The 17048-nt window shown below is 39.9% G+C and carries 16 protein-coding genes; 11 read left to right on the top strand and 5 right to left on the bottom strand.

Annotation, left to right across the window (positions count from 1 at the left end):
* Window positions 1-11: 11 nt before the first annotated feature.
* From FFM84_RS05735 to FFM84_RS05705, 7 genes are all read left to right on the top strand, one after another.
* Entirely contained in the window at window positions 12-794 is a 783-nt protein-coding gene (locus FFM84_RS05735; RefSeq protein ID WP_130844568.1) for an alpha/beta fold hydrolase, read from the top strand.
* A 278-nt stretch (window positions 795-1072) separates the two neighbouring features.
* A complete protein-coding gene (locus tag FFM84_RS05730; RefSeq protein WP_130844569.1) occupies window positions 1073-1780 on the top strand; it encodes a GntR family transcriptional regulator in 708 nt (235 codons plus the stop codon).
* Window positions 1781-1818: 38 nt separating this feature from the next.
* Window positions 1819-2301 (top strand): PTS galactosamine transporter subunit IIB, encoded by a 483-nt coding sequence (agaB, locus tag FFM84_RS05725; RefSeq protein ID WP_130844570.1) that lies wholly within the window; start codon window positions 1819-1821, stop codon window positions 2299-2301.
* Window positions 2302-3111, top strand: coding sequence for a PTS galactosamine transporter subunit IIC (gene agaC, locus FFM84_RS05720; protein ID WP_130844571.1), 810 nt, complete (start codon window positions 2302-2304; stop codon window positions 3109-3111).
* Window positions 3101-3919 carry a PTS galactosamine transporter subunit IID gene (gene agaD, locus FFM84_RS05715; protein WP_130844572.1) on the top strand — a complete coding sequence of 273 codons (819 nt, stop codon included), beginning with the start codon at window positions 3101-3103 and terminating at the stop codon, window positions 3917-3919. Before agaC ends, agaD begins: the two co-directional genes overlap by 11 nt.
* A gap of 1 nt (window position 3920) precedes the next feature.
* Entirely contained in the window at window positions 3921-4346 is a 426-nt protein-coding gene (locus tag FFM84_RS05710) for a PTS sugar transporter subunit IIA (RefSeq protein WP_130844573.1), read from the top strand.
* A gap of 229 nt (window positions 4347-4575) precedes the next feature.
* Complete coding sequence (locus FFM84_RS05705) at window positions 4576-6069, top strand: glycoside hydrolase family 1 protein (protein ID WP_130844574.1); 1494 nt, start codon at window positions 4576-4578, stop codon at window positions 6067-6069.
* A gap of 42 nt (window positions 6070-6111) precedes the next feature.
* On the opposite strand, the gene FFM84_RS05700 is transcribed toward FFM84_RS05705, so the two are convergent.
* Both FFM84_RS05700 and FFM84_RS05695 read right to left on the bottom strand, forming a co-directional pair.
* Window positions 6112-7074, bottom strand: coding sequence for an AraC family transcriptional regulator (locus tag FFM84_RS05700; RefSeq protein WP_130844575.1), 963 nt, complete (start codon window positions 7072-7074; stop codon window positions 6112-6114).
* Window positions 7075-7107: 33 nt separating this feature from the next.
* Window positions 7108-8085 (bottom strand): AraC family transcriptional regulator, encoded by a 978-nt coding sequence (locus FFM84_RS05695; RefSeq protein WP_130844576.1) that lies wholly within the window; start codon window positions 8083-8085, stop codon window positions 7108-7110.
* Window positions 8086-8207: 122 nt separating this feature from the next.
* Between FFM84_RS05695 and FFM84_RS05690 the strand changes: the two genes are divergently transcribed.
* The 4 genes from FFM84_RS05690 to FFM84_RS05675 all read left to right on the top strand — a co-directional run bounded on the left by FFM84_RS05690 (window position 8208) and on the right by FFM84_RS05675 (window position 14415).
* Window positions 8208-9485, top strand: a complete 1278-nt coding sequence (locus tag FFM84_RS05690; RefSeq protein WP_130844577.1) for an MFS transporter — start codon at window positions 8208-8210, stop codon at window positions 9483-9485.
* 31 nt (window positions 9486-9516) lie between these two features.
* A complete protein-coding gene (locus FFM84_RS05685) occupies window positions 9517-11094 on the top strand; it encodes an alpha-L-rhamnosidase-related protein (RefSeq protein ID WP_130844578.1) in 1578 nt (525 codons plus the stop codon).
* Between the two features lie 15 nt (window positions 11095-11109).
* Entirely contained in the window at window positions 11110-12381 is a 1272-nt protein-coding gene (locus tag FFM84_RS05680; protein WP_130844579.1) for an MFS transporter, read from the top strand.
* Window positions 12382-12456: 75 nt separating this feature from the next.
* Window positions 12457-14415 (top strand): alpha-L-rhamnosidase-related protein, encoded by a 1959-nt coding sequence (locus FFM84_RS05675; RefSeq protein ID WP_174795751.1) that lies wholly within the window; start codon window positions 12457-12459, stop codon window positions 14413-14415.
* 59 nt (window positions 14416-14474) lie between these two features.
* Here FFM84_RS05675 and FFM84_RS05670 read toward each other — a convergent pair whose 3' ends face one another.
* The 3 genes from FFM84_RS05670 to FFM84_RS05660 are packed head-to-tail and all read right to left on the bottom strand — an operon-like array spanning window position 14475 to window position 17025.
* On the bottom strand, window positions 14475-15197 hold the full coding sequence (locus tag FFM84_RS05670; protein WP_130844581.1) for a class II aldolase/adducin family protein: 723 nt from the start codon (window positions 15195-15197) through the stop codon (window positions 14475-14477).
* Between the two features lie 15 nt (window positions 15198-15212).
* Complete coding sequence (locus FFM84_RS05665; protein ID WP_130844582.1) at window positions 15213-15467, bottom strand: hypothetical protein; 255 nt, start codon at window positions 15465-15467, stop codon at window positions 15213-15215.
* A gap of 10 nt (window positions 15468-15477) precedes the next feature.
* On the bottom strand, window positions 15478-17025 hold the full coding sequence (locus FFM84_RS05660; RefSeq protein WP_130844583.1) for a PTS galactitol transporter subunit IIC: 1548 nt from the start codon (window positions 17023-17025) through the stop codon (window positions 15478-15480).
* Between the last annotated feature and the right edge of the window lie 23 nt (window positions 17026-17048).

Raw genomic sequence — 17048 nt, 5'->3', positions numbered from 1 at the left:
GAAATTAAGTGATGGAATTTGAAACTTCAGATCATGTGGTATTAGATTATACAGATGAGGGTCAAGGCCAACCGATTGTTATTTTAACAGGATTCGGTGGGGCAAAAGTAATTTGGCGGTCGCAAGTGAGCGTATTAATCGCAGCTGGATATCGTGTTATTAATGTTGATAGTCGTAACCACGGCTTATCAATGCATACGGATAAAGGTTTGCGAATCAGTCGATTGGCAATGGATGTCTATGAACTGATGCAGGCATTGCAATTACAGCAACCAATTGTGATGGGAAACTCGATGGGGGCTGCAATCTGGTTTGCCTATGTGTCATTATTCGGAGATGACGGGTTAAAAGCAGTAATTGATGTTGACCAGTCACCTAAGATGCTCAATACACCTGATTGGTCGTATGGCTTTAAAGATGTAACTTGGGCAGACTTTCCGGAGTTCTTTTATCAGCCACTTGGCTCAGCGACTTATCAGCATATTGATAATTTGACGTATCAAGCAGTTAAGCGAATTGCAAAAATAGAACCTTTTGATAATGAGTTGACGCAACCATTGTTGATTGATCATGCTTTTCAGGATTGGCGCGATGTTGTGGCCCAATTAACCGTTCCTTTGTTAATTATTGCTGGAGGACAGTCACCATATTTTAATCCGGAATTTGCAGCTGTAACGGCTAAGCTGGCGGTTAGAGGACAATCAGTAGTGGTTCCGGAAGCTGGGCATATTGTGATGGCGGAACAAGCAGATGCGTTTAATCAGGCAATGCTCAGATTTTTAACGACGATTTAGTTCTAAGATAGTCGCAGTTCTCAAAGTTAAGATAGCTGTTATAATAAAGTCATAAACTATTCATAATACAAGAGTCATTATTCATATAATGAATATGGCTTTTTATTTTATACTAATTAAAAAGAAAACTTGTTAATTTATACAATCGCATTGTAATAATCATTTGAAATGAAGAAACGCCGATGGTTAACGATGAAAGCGTTGACATTGCAACTGAATGGTGTTTTAATATTGGTGTGGTTGTTATAACAACATAACAAGTTAGGGAGAAAAACCTAATGGCTAATATTGTTCCACTTTATCAAAGCATGCTAAATGAATTAATTCGACAGATTGAAGCTGGAGAACTTACTGAGAATAGTAAGCTACCTTCAGAACAAAAGCTTGGCGAAATGTATCATGTTTCTAGAATTACGGTTAGACGCGCACTAGCTGAATTGGAACGGAAACAATATATTTACAAGAAGCAAGGACAAGGATCGTTTGTTTTAAAGAAAGATGATACTGACTTAGGGGTTCGTTATTTAAATGTTAGAGAAGCTATTAGTAATATGGATGCAGTTCCACTAGTTAAATTGGAATCATTCAAGTTAATAGTTGATGGTAGCGAATCTGAGGTGCGTAAAGTATTGGGATTGAATACCGATGATTATTTATATCAGATGCGGTACATGTTCTATGCTGGTGAACACCCGGTCTTTCATGAGACAGTTTATTTGCCATTTACTCGTTTTCCACACATTTACAATAGTGAGATCAGTCATAATGACTTAGTGCCATTTTTAGTCAAAAAGTATGGGCTTAAAGCTGAATTCTTTACCCACACTCAAGCAGGCTTAATTACAAAAGAAAATCGGCAGACTTTTGAACTAAATGTTGGAGATCCTCTGGTAAATGTACAAACTAGTGGCATTGAGAGTCGTGAGGTTATGTATTACAGCAGAGCAACCGTGGTAGGAGACTTGATCATGTATATCGTTGGTTAAGTGACTATTGACGGATTAATTGGAATAGAGGGATAGATATGGGTGAACCAAATATTGTATTGACGAGAATTGATAATCGATTAGTGCATGGTCAAGTTGGGGTTGTTTGGACATCTTCAGCGGGCGCTAACTTACTACTTGTTGCTAATGATGAAACAGCCAATGATCAATTACAACAAGAACTCATGGCGGCAACTGCCGAAACGTCTGGTGTTGGAATTCGTTTTTGGACGATTGATAAAACTGTCAGCACGATTAGTAAAGCAAGCGCGCGTCAAAAAATCTTTCTAATTGTGCGCAATCCACAGGATGCAAGGCGTCTAGTTGAAGGTGGTGTGCCAATTAAGGATCTAAACATTGGTAATATGCACTTTTCACAAGGTAAAACCCAAGTCACTAAGTATACTTACATGGACGATCAGGATAAGGCGGATTTAAAAGCCTGTGCTGATGCTGGTGTTAACGTTTATGTTCAAGAAGTTCCAGAAGACAAAAAACAACCTTTGGAAGAAGTGATCTAGATGCAAGTCACGCTTATTCAAGGTCTATTAATTGCCTTGTTTGCGATCATTGCGGGGATTGATTTTTGGTTGGAAGGTTTTTATATTTTCCGGCCGATGATTGTTTGTACCGTAACGGGTGCAATTTTAGGTAATCTGACCTTGGGGATTATTGCTGGTGGGCTAACAGAATTAGCCTTTGCTGGTTTGACACCAGTTGGTGGGACGCAGCCACCGAACCCAATTATGGCTGGGATTATGACCGTTGTATTAGCTTATACAACCGGCAAAACTCCGGCGACTGCAATTGGTTTAGCATTGCCATTTAGTATTTTAATGCAATACATTATTTTATTCTATTACTCAGCTTTTTCAGTTTTAACTAAAAAACTAGATACGTACGCTGCTAACGGTGAAACCAAAAAGTTCACGCAGTTAGCATTGTTGCCAACTTGGATTGTGGCACTTTCATATGGGTTAATTGCGTTTTTATGTGTTTATGGTGCACAGGAACCAATGAAAGTTTTGGTTAACTCCATGCCAGTTTGGCTAAGCCATGGATTTGAAATTGCAGGTAGTATTTTACCGGCTGTTGGGTTTGGGCTTTTACTCAAGAGTATGCTTAAGGCCGAATACGTTCCATACTTGTTATTAGGTTTTACTGCTGCCTGCTTCATTAAGTTCGGTAATTTGATGCCAGTCGCGGTTATTGGGGTTGCTTTGGCTTTCATCGAGTATTATCACAATAAACGTAATCAAGATAACGAAAAGAAAATTAAGACTATGATCGACAATGCTAGCGGAAATGGGGATGATAGTGATGGCATCTAATGCACCTGAAACTAAAGAACGTGGTAAATTAACCAAACGCGATATCAGTCGTTTAGGAATGCGTTCACTTTTTAACCAATCCGCGATGAACTATGAACGGATGCAAGCAGACGGTTGGACGTTAGCGATGCTACCGGCTTTAAAAAAGATTTACAAAGATGACAAAGAAGGTTTGGCCAATGCTATGGGTGCCAACCTACAGTTCATCAATACGAATAATTATGCAGCGCCATTGTTGTTAGGTTTGGAAGCATCTTTAGAAGAACACGGTGAAAAACGTTCAACGATTGATGGTCTACGGATTGCATTATTCGGACCTTTGGCCGGAATTGGCGATGCGATTACTTGGTTTACCATTTTACCAATTGTTGCTGGGATTACCGCTTCATTTGCCAAACAAGGTAGTATTTTAGGACCGTTAGTGTTTTTCCTAGTTTACGTTGCCTTATTCTTTGCACGAATTCCAATCGCACAACTTGGTTATAATGCTGGGACTAAAGCTATTTCTAAAATTCGTGAAAACTCGGCGATTGTGTCCCATGCGGCCAGTATTTTAGGCTGTACAGTCATTGGTGGTTTAATCGCGACCTATGTTCAAATCTCTGTTAAAACGAAGATCCCAGTTTCAGCTGGTCATACGATCTCTATTCAAAGTCAATTCTTTGATCGGATTTTTCCTAATATTTTGCCATTAGGTTATACGTTCTTACTTTATTGGTTATTGAAGAAAAAGAATGTTAGTCCAGTTATTTTAATCCTAGCAACTTTCGTTTTGGCGATTGTACTTTCATGGTTAGGAGTTCTTTAAGATGAAGATTATTGTTACAGGTCATGGTAACTTTGCGACAGGTTTACAATCTACCGTCAAACTACTTGCTGGTGAATTGCCCAATGTGGCGTTTATTGATTTCACCGGTGATATGAATGATGGTTCACTCAGCGACCGATTTAAACAAGTGTTAGCGGACACTGATCAAGCAGTTTTCTTTTGTGACTTGTTAGGCGGAACACCCTTTAAAGAAGCGGTTAAGCTTAGTAATCAGTTAGGAAAAGATATTGCAGTTATCACTGGATGTAATATTGGGTCGCTATTAGAAATAGGATTGCAACTTGGTGATTATAAAGCTAATGCAACCACATTGGCAGAACAGTTAGTTACAACTAGTAAAGCTCAAACTAAGGTCTTTCATCATCATGCCATTGTAGAACCTTCTGATGATGAGGATGGAATTTAAATTAATAAGTTCAGAAATAGCATATACTTGGTTTTAATGATAAAGATAAAAATGAGATTGTGCTATGTACTCAAAAGGAGTTGTCGGATAGTTGGCAGCTCCTTTTGAGTTTTACTAAACTAATAACTATGATATTGACAGCGCTTGCATCCGTTGTTAGCATAAAAGTATTACATATTAGATTAAGTTTAATTGCTAATTTAATCTAACAATGAAGGGAAGAGAATAAATGTCAACATTTCCAAAAGGATTCCTATGGGGCGGCGCGACTGCTGCTAACCAATTAGAAGGTGGCTACCAAGAAGGTGGCCGCGGCCTATCGATTGCCGATGCATTGCCAGGTGGTAAGGATCGTTTTAAGATCGTGGCTCAACCTGATTTTGATTGGACGATTGATGAAGATAAATATACGTATCCTAATCATTTAGGTATCGATTTTTACCATCATTATAAAGAAGATATCGCGTTGTTCGCTGAAATGGGCTTCAAGTGTTATCGCTTCTCAATTGCGTGGTCACGGATTTTTCCAAATGGTGATGAAACGCAGCCTAACGAAGAAGGCTTGAAGTTTTATGATGATGTGATTAATGAATGCTTGGCTCATGAGATTGAACCGGTTATTACGATTTCACATTACGAATTACCATTGAACTTAGCGAAAAAGTACGGCGGTTGGAAGAACCATTACTTAATTGAATTCTATGAAACTTTTGCACGGACTGTTTTAACTCGCTACGCTGATCGTGTTAAATATTGGATGACCTTTAACGAAATCAATAGTGCGGCGCATTTCCCAGTCATGGGTCAAGGCTTAGTACCATCAACTGGTGCTAACGACAAGCAGAATGTCTTCCAAGCTTGGCACAATCAGTTTGTGGCGAGTGCTAAAGCCGTTAAGGTTGCACATGAATTGAAGCAAGGCTTACAAGTTGGATGCATGATTCTTTACGCAACTAGTTATAGCTATGACGCTAATCCCGTTAACCAGTTAGCTAACTTGCAGGATAACCAGGAGTTGAACTTCTTCTGTAGTGATGTGCAAGTTCGTGGGGCCTATCCAGCGTATACTGACCGAGTTTTGGCGAAGTATGGCTTGAAGTTTGATGACCTAGAAACCAATGATGGTGAATTGGCCTTACTTAAACAATATCCAGTTGATTATATTGGCTTTAGTTACTACATGTCGTCAGCGGTCGAAACGACCGGTAAGACGAACGAAACGGTTAATGGTAACTTGATGGGTGGAGTTAAGAACCCATTCCTACAGGCGAGTGACTGGGGCTGGCAGATTGATCCAACTGGTCTTCGGATTGCGTTAAATGAGCTCTATGACCGTTATCAGAAGCCACTCTTTGTTGTTGAAAATGGCCTAGGGGCTATTGATAAACCCGATAAAGATTTCTATGTTGAAGATGATTATCGGATTGATTACTTGAAACAGCATATTAAAGCGATGGCCGGGGCTATTGATGATGGCGTAGACTTGATGGGCTACACGCCATGGGGCTGCATTGACTTAGTCAGTGCCTCTACTGGTGAAATGAGTAAACGTTATGGCTTCATCTATGTTGATCTCGATGACGAAGGCCATGGGACCATGAAACGTTATCGGAAGAAGTCATTCTACTGGTACAAAGATGTGATTGATAATAATGGGTTAGAACCAAAGAAATCAAAAGAGGATAAGCCTAAGCTTGATTTAACGGCATTAAACTTAGATTAAGCGAAAGCTCAACACTGCCATTTTGGCGATGCTGAGCTTTTTTTAACGGTCTTTTTGTGGGGTCGTGTGATAATAAGCTTGATATTTTTGATAGAAGAAAGTTTTGTTAGTTAGGCCCACTCGACGCATGATTTGACTGATTGGTAAAGATGTTGAAGCCAGTAGGAGATGGGCTTGAATTAAGCGCTGTTGGGTGACAACGGTACTAAATGTTTTACCGACTTCTGTTTTGAATAGATTACTTAGATAGTTTCTATTATAGTTATATTTATGCGCCAATTGAGTCAAATTAATCGTTCGATAGTTGGTCGTAATATCTGTTAATAATTGCATGGCGAGTTGTTGTGGTTTGTTCGCTTGGGACACCCGATTAAGTGGATATTCTCGAATCAGTTGAACGATTAAAGCTGAGAGGTAGGCTTTAATAATACTGTTAGCAAATTCATGGTGTTGGTAATATTCTTCAATAATTCGATTTAAAGTCGTCTGTACTTGATGGTTTGGATGCTGATTAAATACCAAATAGTTTTGTGGATGCGATTGATCACCCGTGATATGGCTGACTAAAAAATCATATAAGATGTTATCGCTATGGCGAAGATCATTTAATAATTCCAAACTAATGTTTTTGGTTCGAAATAAGATATTAATTAGGAGGTCGTGGTCACCTAGGGCTTGAATTGAATGTGTTGAGCCACTATCCAATAAAATAAGATCGCCAGTGTGTAGCGTAACCGATTGTTGGTCGACAACTTCATGAGCAATACCTTTGAGAACATAGTTGATTTCTAAAAAAGTATGCGTGTGTTCAGGGTAGTCAGCATAGCGGTTATGGCGACTGATGTAGATATCTTGACTATTGAAAAAGTAATCAGTTAGCGTTCGTAATTGGGCCTGCTGATCGATAGCAGCGGCATCTAGATCCTCAATAAATTGATGAGTTTGTTGTTGCCGATGTTCGATTGGTGTTAGTTGACTCAGTTGTTCTAAAAGCTTTCTTTCCATAAGAGACCTCCGAGATTAAGTGGGAATTAATAACTAACGACCACTAACCTTTTTCTTATAAGCAGAAGGGGTAGTCTGTAAGTATTTCTTGAATAATCGAAATAATGACGACGTGTTTTCATAGCCAATATTTTCGCAAATTTGACTTAAAGTACAGTTTGTTTTGATCATGAAATTCTGTGCTACTGAGAGTCGGCGATGGTCTAATAATTCCTTGAACGTATGGCCAGTTGACTCTTTAATTTTATTACCTAAGTAATTGGGGTTGTAGGAGAATTTCTCACTAACCTCAGCAAGTGAAGTATGATTGAAATTGGTGTTAATATATTGGGTAATCGCCAGCATTCGATCATCAGTCGCATTGGAAAAATTGGTATATTCTTGTTCGATTGATTGTGATAATTCAATAATCAGTGTAGATAGTAGGAGTCCCATTGAGCGATTACGCTGTCGATCATCAGTTAAGCCCTTGATAATTAAACTTTCAACGGCATTGATGGCAACGTCATGATTGTTAAGATTGAACAGAATGAAATTGTTATGCATTGTGTTAACCCGTGAGGCATTATATAAAAATTGTGTGATTTTATTTTCTTCAATTGGAATGTAGTCAAATAATTGGTCCATAGCAGAATCGTCTTTAATTAAAATGTTGACTAATAGATCATTTTTGTCAGTGTAGTCAATTTGTTGCACGATATCTTTGTCCATTAAAATTAAATTGTGTTGATGAAGGACAATCTTTTCCCCGTTAATATATTGGGTACAACTACCAGAGTACATATAGTTAATTTCAATAAAACTGTGAGTATGGGCAGGGACATAAGAGAAACGATTATTCTTAGTGATGGCCACATCACCATTTTTAAAGAAATCAGATTGTGGCATTTGTGGGATTGGATCATTTAAATAATCGAAATTGGTATAGTTATAATTTCGCTTGGTATCCAGTTGAACTTGTTCAACTGGATTTATTTTTGCCAATATTTCGTTCAAAAAGGGCGCTGCCATTAAAAGACACCTCGTTTAATTAGCAAAACTGTGATTTTGCATGATAATCTATGTGATACAGATATGGTACCCCTTTCAGCAACCGTTTACAATTGATTTATAAATTAAAGGAGGTTATTCAAATGGATAACGGGAATACATCTGAATCGATGGTGAAAAAGTATCGTCCTTTAGCGGTTGCAGCTGGTATTGGGTCGATTTTGGGATCGGGTATCATTGTCGGCTTATCAGCAACAATTACGGTCTGGCAAAATGGATTAGGATTAACCAATAGTCAGGTCGGCATCATTTCAGGGGCCTTAACTTTTGCAATCGCGATTGGCTCATTATTCGCTGGACAAATTACAAAGTCATTTGGGCTGATTAAATCGTTCAATTGGTTGAACTTGATTTATGCAGTAGGTGCGTTAATTTGTGTTTTCTCACAAAGCTATGTAGTTCTCTTAGTTGGTGTAATCATCACTGGTCTAGCCTCTGGCGCGGATTTACCAATTAGTTTAACGGTGGTTTCTCATGATGCGCCAGATGATAAAACATCAGCGAGTTTAGTTTCTTCAACTCAGATCTTTTGGCAAATTGGGGTCTTTATGTCATACGTTTGTGCCTTTATTGTTTCGAAGATGGCCGGTGCTTCTGGTGCGCGGATTGTCTTCACGATTCTTGCTATTTTTGCGTTAATTACTTGGGCATGGCGAACATTTTCAACTCAATTCAAGACTTTCCATGAAGCAGGCGAACGACGTCGTTTGGCTAACGAAGCGGCTAGTCAACAAACTGAAAAGGTTTCAATTAAAACGGTGTTTGCAGGTAGTAATAAAGGTCGGTTCATGAGTTTCTTCTTCAGTATTCTAATTTTCTATGTTTGTTGGAATTTGTTAGCCAATACGTTCGGCCAGTTCCAAACCTTTACTTTAGTTCAAGCACATGCTAGTCAAAGTTTTGCGACTGGTGCTGGGATCGTCTTGAACTTCATTTCATTGTTAGCAACGATGGCATTCGCTTCGGTTGCTGGTGGGAAATATCGGAATAGATTCTTTTTAGTTGGGATTACGGTTCAATTCTTAGCGATGTTAGGTTTAGCGATGAGCAGTCATTCATTATGGCCAATTGTGATTACGATCGGTTGCTACAATATTGGGAATAATATTGCTGGTGAAGCGATGTATAAGGTTTGGACACAAGAAGCTTTCCCAGTCGAAGTACGGGCATCTGTACAAGGCTTTATTAATGGATTTTCTCGAGTTTGCTGTGGATTGTTTGCCCTAATCACTCCAGCCTTGGTAGTACCATCAGCGATTCGGAACACGATGTTTGGGTTTGCTGCCATTGTATTCATCAGCTTCGTTGCTGGGGTCATCATGATGCGGTTAGAAAAGAAACATCATGTTAACGATTTTTAGAACGATAAGTCAAAACAGGAAGTGAGCAAAAATGGGATTTACTTTTCAAATTAACGACGATGTTCATTTTGAACATAATCAACAGTTACTCGCAAAATCAACTGCTAATCGGCCACAATTACACCACCAAACGCTAACCCCAACGCGACTAGTTGAACTGGTAAAAGATGCGCATGGCCTTGAGGGGTGGGGTGTTAAGCAATTAGCACCGATTAGTGATTTGTCCAACTATCAACTTAAGCGTGATGAAAAGTTAATCTTGGATTTTGGAAATCATCAAGTTGGTCGTTTTAGTATGGATATTGCGTCAGTTGGGTCACCAATGGATGCGCCGCTCTATGTCAAATTGAAGTTTGCTGAGATGCCGGCCGAATTGGCACGGAAGAGCGAAGATTATACTGGTTGGTTAAGTCGATCTTGGATTCAAGAAGAATATGTCCATTTGGATACGTTACCTGCTAAGTTATCACTACCACGGCGTTATAGTTTCCGGTATGTAGAAATTACGGTAATTGATACTTCACCTAAATGGCAGGCCGTTTTTACTAATCCAACGGTCATAACCGATAGCTCTGCTGATTTAGCAACAGTTGCGGTGCCTAAGCTAGAAGATCAGCAGTTAACCAAGATTTATCAGGTTGGTTTAAAAACGCTAGAAGATTGCATGCAGGATGTCTTTGAAGATGGGCCTAAGCGTGATCGCCGATTGTGGATTGGTGATTTGCGTTTACAAGCTTTGGCGGATTATGCCACTTTCAAAAATACTGATTTGATCAAGCGTTGTCTTTATCTATTCGGGGCCATGCCCGCAGATGATGGCCGTATTCCAGCTAATGTCTTTACGCAGCCAACTGAAACACCAGATGACACTTTCTTGTTTGACTATAGTTTATTCTTTGTTTCAATCTTAGCCGATTATGAGGCCTTCAACACAGATCAGATGGTTTTAGATGATCTATATGCAATTGCTAAGCGACAAATGGATTTGGCGTTAACTAAAGTCGATGATCGTGGGGCGTTGCAATTAGATGAGGACTACCCAGTCTTTGTTGATTGGTCTAATGATTTTGACAAGGCAACTGCTGGACAAGCCATTTTAATCTATACTCTTAAGCAATTTATAACCTTAGCTAAAATGACTCATGATACCGAAATTGAACAATATAAAGCGCAATTAGCGAAGTTAGAAGACTTTGCCAAAACGACCTTATTTGATCCAGAAGCTGGCTTATTTGTTTCAGGACCTGATCGTGAAATAAATGTTGCCAGCCAAGTATGGATGACGCTAGCGCATGTACTAGACTCGTCAGCAACACGTGAGTTAATGACAAAAACAGTCCAACAATTATTCCCAATTAAAGGGATTGCGACACCATATATGTATCATCATGTCACTGAAGCTCTATTTGAGGCTGGTTTAACTGATGAAGCGGTTAAGCTAATGAAAGCATATTGGGGCAAGATGATTGACCTTGGTGCCGATACGTACTGGGAAGCGTTTGATCCAGACAAGCCTGATTATTCGCCATATGGCAGTCCAATTTTGAATAGTTACTGCCATGCCTGGAGTTGTACACCAGTTTACTTAATTGAAAAGTACCTCGTTTAAAGAGGAGGAATTGGGATGTCAAGCGAAAAAGTTAAGCTCAGTCGCGCCAATATTTTACTGATCGTTGTGGCCGGTTTAGCGTCGTATATGGATGCAGCATTACTAGTTAGTCTCGGTGTTGCTCTACCGATTTGGACTAAATATTTAAGTTTGAATAGTTGGATGGTTGGATTAATCAGTACGTTATTGACGGTCGCCGTTGCAGTTGGGTCATTTATTGGTGGTTGGTTATCAGATAAATTCGGTCGAGTTCGAGTGTTCAATGCTGATATTTTCTTCGTTTTCTTAGGATCAGCCATTATTGCGATGTCTCGTAATTTAACGTTGCTAATTATTGGTGTTGTAATTGCTGGACTGGCGTCTGGTGCGGATTTGCCGACTTCATTAGCCGTTATTTCGGAACGGATGTCGAATAAAGTGTATGGTCGAGCTATTGCAACGACACAAATATTTTGGACAATTGGCATTTTACTTTCTCAGTTCATTGGATTTATTACGGCTAATGCTGGGATGGGCAGTCCAACGGCATTATTTGGTTGGATCGGGTTAGTTGCCTTGCTTAATTGGTTTGTCCGCGTCTTCTCCAAACGGTTTAAAGCCATTGAAGAAGATTCAGTGGTGCCTGATAATGTAATCGATTCCAGTACTGATAAACCGGCTAAAAAGCTTCGGCTAGGTCAGCTGCTAAAGACGGGAACATTTTTAGGCCCATTAGTTTTACTGACCGTGTTCTATCTTTTTTGGAACTTGCCAGCTAATACATGGGGTTCATTCGTGAATTACTTTTTAGTAACGATTGATGGTCAAACGCAATCTTTCTCAACAGTGATTGCCTTGGTTGCCAATATTGTTTGTTTGCTAGTAAATGTGGTTTACCTTAAAGTGTCCGATACAAAATACCGGTATAAGGCAATGTATCTTGGGATTGCTGTTGCATTAATTGCTTTTGTTGCTGCTGGCAGTTTCAGTGATCAATGGCAAGTCTTCACAGTAGCCTACATTTGTTACTCAGGTAGCACGGTTCTATGTGGAGAAGCGCTGTATAAGATTTGGAGCCAGACCTTTTATCCAGTAGAAGCTCGCGCAACCATGACTGGTTTTTCGTATGGATTGGTTCGTGTCTTCACCGCGGTATTCTCATTGGTTACACCAACGTTGATGGCGTTCTCACCAAAACTATTACTCTGGATTATGGTTGGCTGTACCGTCTTGTTCGGGTCATGTGCCTTGATTATTGTGGCTCTGATCAAGAAGTGGGGCTTAAAAGATCCAACGATGAATGCTTAATTTAAGAGTGTGTGTCTAAGTAAGTCAGGCTAATGATGTCTGACTTATTTAAACACAATCAGAAAGGAAATTGATATGACAAAACAAGCAGTGTGGTTATGGTATCCTGGTGATTTTGAAATTCATCAGGGCATGTTGCAAAACTTTCAACGTGAGGAACGTGGTATGGGATGGCCAGCCTATTGGTATATTGATGATTGCCATCGGAATGTTAATTTTAAGAGAAGTTACACATTAACAACACCCACAAGCTTTACGGTTTATGCGCAAGGCACCGGTTATGTTGATGTCAATGGGACGAAGTATCGGTTAAATCAGCCAATCGCTTGTGCTGCTGGCGACGTGACGATCCAAGTCTTTGTTGGTAATACAACAGCCCTACCGGCAATTTATATTGAAGGCGATGTGATTCAATCTGATCAAGGTTGGTTAGCCAGTAATTTTGTGACCAGCTTACCAGCTGGTCATGATCAATTGTTTACCGACAAGCATCAAAACCCAAATGTGATTGTTTATCATAAGCTGCCAATTACCGCTAAAACCGTGAAGGCATTAAATGATGGGATACTGTTTGATTTCGGCCGAGCAGTTAATGGTTCAGTGGTCTTGAACTTCAATTGCAATCATCCTATTACACTTTGTTATGGTGAGTCAGAAACCGAAGCTAAAGATGTGGAAATGTGCTACTACAAGCAAGATGGTGTCACAGCGACAACGACAGTTCGTAAGCGAGCTTTCCGGTATATCTTTGTACCTGATAGTCAAGTTGGCGACGTTGAAATTACAGCGATGCATGAGTATTTACCGAAAGATAATATTTCGGTATTCCAGTCAAATAATAAATTAATTAATCAAATCTGGAATGTTTCAACCGAAACATTGAACTTATGCAGTGATTTATTCTTTATTGATGGGATTAAGCGTGATCGTTGGATCTGGGCGGGTGATGCTTACCAGGCCAACTTTATGAATCAGTACTCGTTTTTCAATGAAGATCTTGATAAACGGACTTTGCTGGCACTGCGTGGTCAAAATGATATTAAGCAACATATTGATACCATCGTGGATTACTCCATGCTATGGGTTATTGGGGTGCTGAATCATTATCAAATGACTGGGGATAAGGAATTTCTCGAGATTATCTATCCTAAACTTGAAAGTATGGTGCAATACTTTATTGCTCAGACCAATGAATTGGGATTTATCTATGGTCGTGAAAATGATTGGATCTTTGTTGATTGGTCAGAAATAGACAAGGAAGGAACCGTTGCGGCCGAACAATTGCTTCTATTGGAAACCTACAAGACTATTTTGGCATGTGGTCGGGTCTTAGATAAGACGGTGGACACGTATCAAGCCAAGTATGACCAATTGTTAACGAATGTCATGAAGTATTTCTGGGATGATGGCAAAGGGGCCTTTATTGATAGTTATGAATCAGGCAGACGGCATGTCACGCGTCATGCCAATATCTTTGCGATTTTATTTGACGTGGTTGATGCGGATAAGCAACAATTAATTCTCAATAACGTTTTGTTGAATGATGAGATCACTCAATTAACAACGCCATACTTCAAATTCTTCGAACAAGATGCGTTGTGTAAATTAGGACAACAACAGCGTGTTTATCAAGTTTTACTGGACTATTGGGGTGGTATGTTAGATAGAGGAGCCGTTACTTTCTGGGAAGAGTTTGATCCTAAGCAACATGGCAAAGAGATGTACGCGATGTATGGTGATCGTTATGGCAAGAGTCTCTGTCACGCTTGGGGAGCTAGCCCAATTTACTTGTTGGGTCGGCACTTCTTAGGTTTACGGCCAACTAAGCCAGGTTATGAAACGTTTGAAGTGACGCCACACTTAGCAGCTTTCGATGATTTACATGCAGTAATGCCGGTCAAAGGTGGCACAGTAACCTTTGATAAAAAAGATGGTAGACTATCGTTAACGGCTTCTCGTGATGGTGGTAATGTGATCGTTGCCGGACAACGACAAGTTTTACCAGCTGGTGAAACGGTTGTAGTCGATGCATAGACTAGTGGTTTAAATAAAAATAACCGATTCCGCAATTTACGGAATCGGTTATTTTGAGTTTAATCCAGAAAGGCCGTCGTTGATGTACCACAGGATTGATAGTCTTTAATCAATCCTAGTGATTTAAAGATGGTTTCTTGGTAAGCAATTTTAGCATTCCATTCAACTGTTTCTAGAATTCGAGTGGCTTCATGCAGGTCAGTACAAGTAATCAAAACACCATGACTGTTCAGTAAAAAGATATTAGTTAGCGCTTGGTTACCAAGCGCACTTAAACTGCTGTGAACTTGGTCTGCAAGTTCTTTTGAACAGGCTTCGCGGTAAGGGAGACATTTGATCTTACCTAAGTCCTGATTGACCGCGGTAATTTCAGTGACGTTAGGCATATCTTGCCCAATTGTTGCCCAAAACATTGATTCCTCGGCATGTGAATGATAAACCACTTTAATGCCAGGATTGGCTTCATAAGCTTCGATATGCATGTTAATTTCACGTGTTAAGCGACCAACGCCATCTATTTGTTCACCTGTAGCCAGATCGACAACGAGAATTTGCGCGCCGGATAACTTGCCATACCAAGCTTCAGACATAAAGGTTGGTGTCATGATGATATAATCATGGCCTTTTTTTATATGAACGTTACCAAAATCGATGGTCTCAGGTGCCGTGATTTTAACGGAAATATTACCACCGGCGACATTCGTGTTCTTTCGATTAAACATTTCGCGCGCAACCATTGCGAGATCGCGTCGTTCAGGTTCAAATACATATGCTTCTGTCATTATTAATCGCTCCAATTATTTATTGGTTTTTAAAGTTTTTCTTTTAAGATAGGCTTGTTGTCGCGCGGCCCAACGAGCTTTACGTTTAGTATCATAGGTGCCAAATAAAGCGTGGTTGCCTTTGAAGTAAATGATCTCGCTGAGAATCATAACCACGATACAAGCCCAAACACTATTAGTACTCAGTGCTTCAACAAAGAGGAGAACATCAACGAAAAGAAGTAGGGACCAAAATAGTTTTTGTCGATGTTGCCGCTTAGTAAATTTCATCAAAGATCACCTACTTTTTATTTTTCGAAACTTGGCCAAAGTCCATGCCATCAAGTGCATCGATGTTAGTAGTGTTTTTCGTTGAAACCTTGTCTTTAGTTGTTTGCCCAAAATCAAGACCGTCTAGATCATCAAGTGAGGTGTCAGTGGTCGTATCAGTAGTTGGTTGTGGCTGTTTGGTTGCAGGCGTTGCAGCGATAGTGGCATTGCTGGCGGTGTATCGCTGGCTTGGTAATTTGGCTTTGTTCTGATCGAGATATAACCAAACGAAACCTAATAACCAGAGTACTGATAATCCAATTGCCCACCATTCACCAGTGAAAGCTTTGGCGAAGAATAGCCGGAAATCGGGACCTTCGAAAGTCGACCAAGAAAGTTGTTGTCCAGCACGAACCTTAACTGTGCCAGTTGTTTTGGCAAGATTCGTGATAATCGGTGCAAAGTAAGTCGCACCATAGAGAAAGATCGGTGTCGTAATGATACCTAAGACGAGCATCCGGAGTAGGTTAGCACCAGTAAGTAATAGTGCAGCCACAACAAAGGATAAGTTAATAATGCCGGCAAATGGTAACACCGTATTTCCTGGTAAAATCATGGCAAAAATAAGCATGATTGGGACTAAGATAACTACAGTTACCCAAAGTTCATTACGACCGGCTAAAATTGGCCAATCCAAGCCAATATAGACTTCACGACCATTGAAATGTTTCTTCATAAAATCGCTCATCGCATCAGCAATTGGCGAAAGTGCTTGCATAAATAATTTTGAAATCATTGGGAATAAAGTCATTGCTGTTGCCGCCTGGACAGCCAGATTTAATGATTTGGAGACCGAATAACCGGCACCGAATCCAAGTAGAACCCCAATAATGGCACCCATGACAGTATTGTCACCAAAGATCCCGATCTTTTTCTGTAAAGCGGCAGAGTCAAAGGGACGATTCATGGCAGGAATGAAGTCCAGTAACTTGTTCAGTGGTTGTAGTAGCACCGCAAAAAGGGTGATGAAATGTGGAACCGTGACACCAGGCATTCCAGTAAGATCCTCAATATGCCGTTGCCACATATCACCGGCTTTTAGTTCGAGGACAATTTGAATCCCAGCAACGAGAAAGCCATAAAAGGCATTATGCGTAAAATACAGTACAACGACATAAGTGAAAATCTTGTTCCAAACATTCCACATATCAACGTTTAATGTTTTAGTCCAATTGAAACTTAACATGACGAAATTAATGGCTAATAATAACGGGAAGAATAGGAATGCTGATTTATATGACCAAGTAATAGCGGCAACTCCGGTCCAGCCAGCATCAATGGCATTAAGACTTAAATGGAAAATCTTTGACATCGCTTTAGCGGCTGGTGAGATTGAATCCATCATATAATTAACAACTAAGGTCATCCCACTAAAGGCGACCCCCAACGTTAAGGCAGCCATGACGGACTTCTTGAGCTTTAGGCCAGCAATAGTTGCAATAATAAACATGATTAAAGGTACGAAAACAGGCGCACCAAGGTTTAGAACATAATTAACGATAGTTTTTAAGACGTCCATGATTAGTTCCTCCTAAGTAATCA

The sequence above is a fragment of the Lactiplantibacillus mudanjiangensis genome (assembly GCF_005405385.1).
GTDB classification, from domain to species: Bacteria; Bacillota; Bacilli; order Lactobacillales; family Lactobacillaceae; genus Lactiplantibacillus; species Lactiplantibacillus mudanjiangensis.
Note: the sequence above shows the minus strand (reverse complement) of the source record. Positions and strands in the feature narration are given on the sequence as shown.

Excerpts from the sequence above, each read along its gene's own strand:
- FFM84_RS05735 (WP_130844568.1), top strand. The coding sequence starts at position 12 with ATGGAATTTGAAACTTCAGATCATGTGGTATTAGATTATACAGATGAG.
- FFM84_RS05730 (WP_130844569.1), top strand. The coding sequence starts at position 1,073 with ATGGCTAATATTGTTCCACTTTATCAAAGCATGCTAAATGAATTAATT.
- agaB (WP_130844570.1), top strand. The coding sequence starts at position 1,819 with ATGGGTGAACCAAATATTGTATTGACGAGAATTGATAATCGATTAGTG.
- agaC (WP_130844571.1), top strand. The coding sequence starts at position 2,302 with ATGCAAGTCACGCTTATTCAAGGTCTATTAATTGCCTTGTTTGCGATC.
- agaD (WP_130844572.1), top strand. The coding sequence starts at position 3,101 with ATGGCATCTAATGCACCTGAAACTAAAGAACGTGGTAAATTAACCAAA.
- FFM84_RS05710 (WP_130844573.1), top strand. The coding sequence starts at position 3,921 with ATGAAGATTATTGTTACAGGTCATGGTAACTTTGCGACAGGTTTACAA.
- FFM84_RS05705 (WP_130844574.1), top strand. The coding sequence starts at position 4,576 with ATGTCAACATTTCCAAAAGGATTCCTATGGGGCGGCGCGACTGCTGCT.
- FFM84_RS05700 (WP_130844575.1), bottom strand. The coding sequence starts at position 7,074 with ATGGAAAGAAAGCTTTTAGAACAACTGAGTCAACTAACACCAATCGAA.
- FFM84_RS05695 (WP_130844576.1), bottom strand. The coding sequence starts at position 8,085 with ATGGCAGCGCCCTTTTTGAACGAAATATTGGCAAAAATAAATCCAGTT.
- FFM84_RS05690 (WP_130844577.1), top strand. The coding sequence starts at position 8,208 with ATGGATAACGGGAATACATCTGAATCGATGGTGAAAAAGTATCGTCCT.
- FFM84_RS05685 (WP_130844578.1), top strand. The coding sequence starts at position 9,517 with ATGGGATTTACTTTTCAAATTAACGACGATGTTCATTTTGAACATAAT.
- FFM84_RS05680 (WP_130844579.1), top strand. The coding sequence starts at position 11,110 with ATGTCAAGCGAAAAAGTTAAGCTCAGTCGCGCCAATATTTTACTGATC.
- FFM84_RS05675 (WP_174795751.1), top strand. The coding sequence starts at position 12,457 with ATGACAAAACAAGCAGTGTGGTTATGGTATCCTGGTGATTTTGAAATT.
- FFM84_RS05670 (WP_130844581.1), bottom strand. The coding sequence starts at position 15,197 with ATGACAGAAGCATATGTATTTGAACCTGAACGACGCGATCTCGCAATG.
- FFM84_RS05665 (WP_130844582.1), bottom strand. The coding sequence starts at position 15,467 with ATGAAATTTACTAAGCGGCAACATCGACAAAAACTATTTTGGTCCCTA.
- FFM84_RS05660 (WP_130844583.1), bottom strand. The coding sequence starts at position 17,025 with ATGGACGTCTTAAAAACTATCGTTAATTATGTTCTAAACCTTGGTGCG.